At 71.8% G+C, this 4306-nt stretch carries 5 protein-coding genes and 1 pseudogene; all 6 read right to left on the bottom strand.

Annotated features, from left to right (window positions below):
• On the bottom strand, positions 1–719 hold a 719-nt coding region (locus ACFFNX_RS43610), incomplete at its 3' end, for a CHASE3 domain-containing protein (protein WP_378212128.1).
• A 163-nt stretch (positions 720–882) separates the two neighbouring features.
• Complete coding sequence (locus tag ACFFNX_RS43605) at positions 883–1161, bottom strand: DUF6295 family protein (RefSeq protein ID WP_378212127.1); 279 nt, start codon at positions 1159–1161, stop codon at positions 883–885.
• Positions 1162–1171: 10 nt separating this feature from the next.
• Complete coding sequence (locus tag ACFFNX_RS43600; RefSeq protein WP_378212126.1) at positions 1172–1909, bottom strand: dienelactone hydrolase family protein; 738 nt, start codon at positions 1907–1909, stop codon at positions 1172–1174.
• Positions 1906–3579, bottom strand: coding sequence for an MFS transporter (locus tag ACFFNX_RS43595; RefSeq protein WP_378212125.1), 1674 nt, complete (start codon positions 3577–3579; stop codon positions 1906–1908). The genes ACFFNX_RS43600 and ACFFNX_RS43595 overlap by 4 nt, the downstream gene beginning before the upstream one ends.
• Positions 3576–4013 (bottom strand): MarR family winged helix-turn-helix transcriptional regulator, encoded by a 438-nt coding sequence (locus ACFFNX_RS43590; RefSeq protein WP_378212124.1) that lies wholly within the window; start codon positions 4011–4013, stop codon positions 3576–3578. Before ACFFNX_RS43590 ends, ACFFNX_RS43595 begins: the two co-directional genes overlap by 4 nt.
• Positions 4014–4088: 75 nt before the next feature.
• Positions 4089–4306, bottom strand: a pseudogene (locus tag ACFFNX_RS43585) (hypothetical protein); the annotation flags it as partial.

The following is a 4306-nucleotide window of genomic DNA, read 5'->3' as shown; positions in this document are numbered from 1 at the left end:
GCGAGCGCGGCGAGCCGCCGCAGCGCCTCGTGTTCGCCGGAGAGCCGCCCCCACCGGCCCAGGTCCGTGCCGGACCCGCGGCGTCGCTTGACGTAGCCGGCGGCCAGGAAGACGAGCAGAAGGGAGCCCGAGGTGCCGGCGGCGGTCGCGGCCGTGCGGCGTGCGGCCGGCGCGGTGCCCCGCTCACTCGCCTGGACCAGCCGGTGCTGTACGTCGGCGAAGTCGTCGAACTGCCGCCGGATCGTCTCGATGCGCCGCCGGCCCTCCATACGCGTGAGAAGGGCCCGGGCGGTGCGGCGGTCACGCCGCGCCATGGTCATGAGGGGCTCCGCGTGCTCGCGGAGGTAGGCCGTCGCGGCCCGGACGATCTCCCGCGCCCGCCGGTTCTGCTCCGGACCGTTCTCGGCGGCGAGCCGCTGCAGTGCCGCGGCCTGCCGGGGGAGGGCGGCACGGGCGGCCTGCCACGGGTGGAGCGAGCCCGCGTTCCCGGTGGCGAGGTAGCTCAGCTGGTGCTGCTCCAGGTCGACGACCAGCCGTTCGAGCCGGTTCGCCGCGAGGAGCACCGCGGCCGAGTCACGGTTCGCCGGCTCGGTGCCCACGGTGAAGCCGGTCAGGCCGCCGAGCAGGATGGCCAGGAGCAACGCGATGACGCACGCGCGGCCGGACGGCGCGCCTCGCGCGTGTTCCGCGATTCGCGTCCGGCGCTCCCCCGCACTCACTGCCCGCCTGCCGGCCGAGTGGCGGACGGATGCGCAAGCCGTCGTACGATGCCGGGTGAATACCCCCGTTCAGGTGCGATTACGGCAATGTGCGGGCCAGCGCCGGGTCAGAGACCGCCCGGGGACCCCTGCGCCACGGCGAGCGGGATCCCCGGGCGATGGCTCAGGAGCGGGTGCCCGCGGCGGCGAGGCCGGGCGGGGCGGCGGCGATCGCCTCGTGGATCGCGTCGGCGAGCGCGAGCGCCGCCTCCTCGGTCAGCTCGACCGCGACCCGGGCGGACGGTCCTCGCGACGGGTCGGCGAAGTCGATGTTGACCGAGTGGTCCTGTTGCAGGTGAACAGGGTGGTCGACGTACACGGCGGCCTCTTTGAGGCTGATCCAGCCCATCTTGGCCTTACCGCTGCCGCTGATCTTGATCTTGTGGGTCTGGTAGGTGCACATGGCTTCCGCCTCAGAGGTAGCGGCCGAAGAAGTCGAAGATCTTGCCCCAGCCGTCCACGGCGGCCTCGACCCGGTACGACGGGCGGTCGACGGCGAAGAACGCGTGCCCGGCGTTCTCGTAGGTGTGGAACTCGTGCTCCTTGCCGAGCCGGTCCAGTTCGGCGGACAGCTCCGCGGTCTCCGCGGGGGAGGGGAACTTGTCCTCGGCGCCGAACAGGCCGAGCAGCGGGCAGGACAGCCGCGGTGCCAGGCCCAGGATCGGCTTCATGGTCGTGGGCATGCCGGCCGGCGGGTCCTTGACGACGAAGGCGCCGTAGCAGTCCACCGCGGCGTCGATCTGGAGCGAGCACGCGGAGAGGAAGGTCTGCCGGCCGCCCGAGCAGTGGCCGATGACACCGATCCTGCCGTTGGCGCCGTCCAGGGAGTTGAGGTGGCGGGCGGCGCCGTCGACGTCGCCGTCGAGCCGCTCATCCGGCTCGCCGCCGGCCTCGCGCACCGTCGCCGCGGCGTCGTCCGGCTCCGCCCCCGGCGCCTCACGCGAGTACAGGTTCGGGCAGAGCGCGGCGTAGCCGTGCGCGGCGAACCTGCGCACCATCTCCTTGGTGGCCGCGTCGTATCCGGGCATGTGGTGGATGACGACGACACCGCCCCGCGGTTCGTCCCCCAGCGGCCGGGCGAGGTACGCCTCGATCTCGTCGCCGTCGTGGCCCTTGATGGTGACGGTCTCGGCCCTGAGCGCGTCGCTCATACTTTCTCCTCAATATGGACATAACGGGTGCCGCGCAGGGCCGAGCCCAGCGCGGCGATCGCCGCCATGACGGCGGCGGCCGTGAACACGAGCACCAGACCATGATGGAACGGCCCGGAGACGAGTTCGGGAAAGAACGTCTTTCCGGTGAGCGTCGCCCGGTTGCCGTCGGGCAGTGTGTCCAGCAGCCCGTTCGACCCGAGCAGATGCCCGATCGGGTTGTTGCCGAGGAACGCGGCGAACAGCGTACTGACCGGCGGCAGCGTGGCCACACGCGTCGCGTCGGCCGCGGGCACCGACTGGGCCTCCAGCCCGGCCGACAGCGTGTGCGGCAACGAGCTGGCCAGGCCCGCGATCATCAGGGAGAAGAACACCCCGATCGACAGCGCGGTCCCGGAGTTCTGGAACGTCGCCCGCATCCCGGACGCCACGCCGCGCTGGTCGGGCGGCACGCTGCTCATGACCGCCGAGGTGTTCGGCGCCGAGAACATGCCCTGCCCGACGCCGCTGGCGAACAGCAGGGCCGCGAACGCCCAGTACGAGAAGTCGACCGGCAGGGACAGCAGCCCGACGAAGGCCGCGCAGACCACGGAGAGGCCGCCGGTGGAGAACAGCCGGGCGCCGAAGCGGTCCGACAGGTAGCCCGAGACCGGGCCCGCGACGAGGAAGCCGGCGGTCAGCGGAAGCATGTAGATGCCCGCCCACAGCGGCGTGCGTTCGTAGTCATAGCCGTGCAGCGGCAGCCAGATGCCCTGCAGCCAGATGATCAGCATGAACTGCATGCCGCCGCGCGCGATCGCGGTGAGCAGCGCCGCGAGGTTGCCGGCCGCGAACGCCCGGATCCGGAACAACCCGAGACGCAGCATCGGCTCGGCGACCCGCGTCTCCACGACGCAGAAGGCCACGAGGAGCAGCACACCACCGAGCATCCCGCCGAGCACCCGGGGATTGCCCCACCCGGTCGCGTGACCGCCGTACGGCTGGATCCCGTACGTGATCGAGGCGAGCAGGACCAGCGCGCCGCCCACGAAGGTGAGGTTGCCGAGCCAGTCGATCCGCGCCGCGCGTGGCGCGCCCACCTCGCGCAGGCTGTGGTAGGACCAGATGGTGCCGAAGACACCGATCGGCACGCTGACCCAGAACACCGCGCGCCAGTCGATCTCGGCGAGCAGCCCGCCCGCCAGCAGGCCGAGGAACTGCCCGGCCAGCGCGGTGATCTGGTTGATGCCGAGGGCCATCCCGCGCTGTTCGAGCGGGAACGCGTCGGTGAGGATGGCCGCGGAGTTGGCCGTCAGCATCGCCCCGCCGATGCCCTGGACGACGCGCCACCCGATCAGCCACAGCGCCCCCGGCCCGCCGTGGAAGGGGTCGACCGACAACGCCAGCGAGGCCACCGCGAAGATCATGAAGCCGAGGTTGTAGAGCCGGACGCGGCCGAACATGTCGCCCAGCCGCCCGAGCGCCACCACGAGCACGGCCGCGACGAGCAGGTAGCCGAGGATCATCCACAGCAGGTAGCCGATGTTCGAGGGCGAGAGCGGGTCCAGCCCGATGCCCCGGAAGATCGCCGGCATCGAGATGATCACGATGGAGCCGTCCACCGAGGCCATGAGGACGCCGAGCGTGGTGTTGGACAGGGCGGTCCACTTGTACCGGTCGCCGTGGGTCACAGGCTGTCCGCCAGTCGCTCGAGCAGCGGGATGACCTCGACCAGGCGGTGCCGCTCTTCGGGGCTGAACCGCTCCGTGAGCGCCCGGCTCAGGCGGTGCACGCTCGCCGAACGCCGGTCGAGCATGATCTGACGGCCGTCCTCGGTGATCGACATCGACACGCGCCGCCCGTCGTCCGGGTCGGGCATCCGTGCCACGAGGCCGCGCTGTTCGAGCGCCGCCAGCGTGGTCCCCATCGCCTGCGGCCGCACCCGTTCCCCGGCGGCCAGCGCGCCGGGTGTCGCGGGACCGTCCCGGTCGAGCCGCGACAGCGCCGATACCTCCGACAACGTCAGTTCTCCGGGCTCATGCGCCTGCCGTAGCCGCCGTACGATCCGGCCGAGTGCGACACGGAGATCGGAGGCCGCACGCTCCTCGCCTGCCTCGTTCACCATAATTCGTAAACTAAGACTTATAAAGCGAGATGTACAAATCGAGCGTGCGGGGCCGCGTTCGGGCCACGTGTGGCGTCAGGAGGCGGTTCGCCGGTCCAGCTCCGAGAGGCTGCGGATGAGGTCACCGACCCGGGCGATGCCCAGGCAGCGGCCGACCTCGTCCACGACCACCAGGTCGTCGTACACCCGCGAAGCGTCGTCGCCGGCCTCGCGCAGCGCGGCGATCGCCGGTACGGTGCGCGGCACCGGCCGGGGCGGGTCGGCCAGGCGCGCGGCGGGCTTGTGCGCGTGCA

Source organism: Actinoallomurus acaciae (genome assembly GCF_042429965.1).
In the GTDB taxonomy this organism is placed as follows: domain Bacteria; phylum Actinomycetota; class Actinomycetes; order Streptosporangiales; family Streptosporangiaceae; genus Actinoallomurus; species Actinoallomurus acaciae.
Note: the sequence above shows the minus strand (reverse complement) of the source record. Positions and strands in the feature narration are given on the sequence as shown.

Coding starts and splice junctions, on each gene's coding strand:
- ACFFNX_RS43605 (WP_378212127.1), bottom strand. CDS start 1,161: ATGTGCACCTACCAGACCCACAAGATCAAGATCAGCGGCAGCGGTAAG.
- ACFFNX_RS43600 (WP_378212126.1), bottom strand. CDS start 1,909: ATGAGCGACGCGCTCAGGGCCGAGACCGTCACCATCAAGGGCCACGAC.
- ACFFNX_RS43590 (WP_378212124.1), bottom strand. CDS start 4,013: ATGGTGAACGAGGCAGGCGAGGAGCGTGCGGCCTCCGATCTCCGTGTC.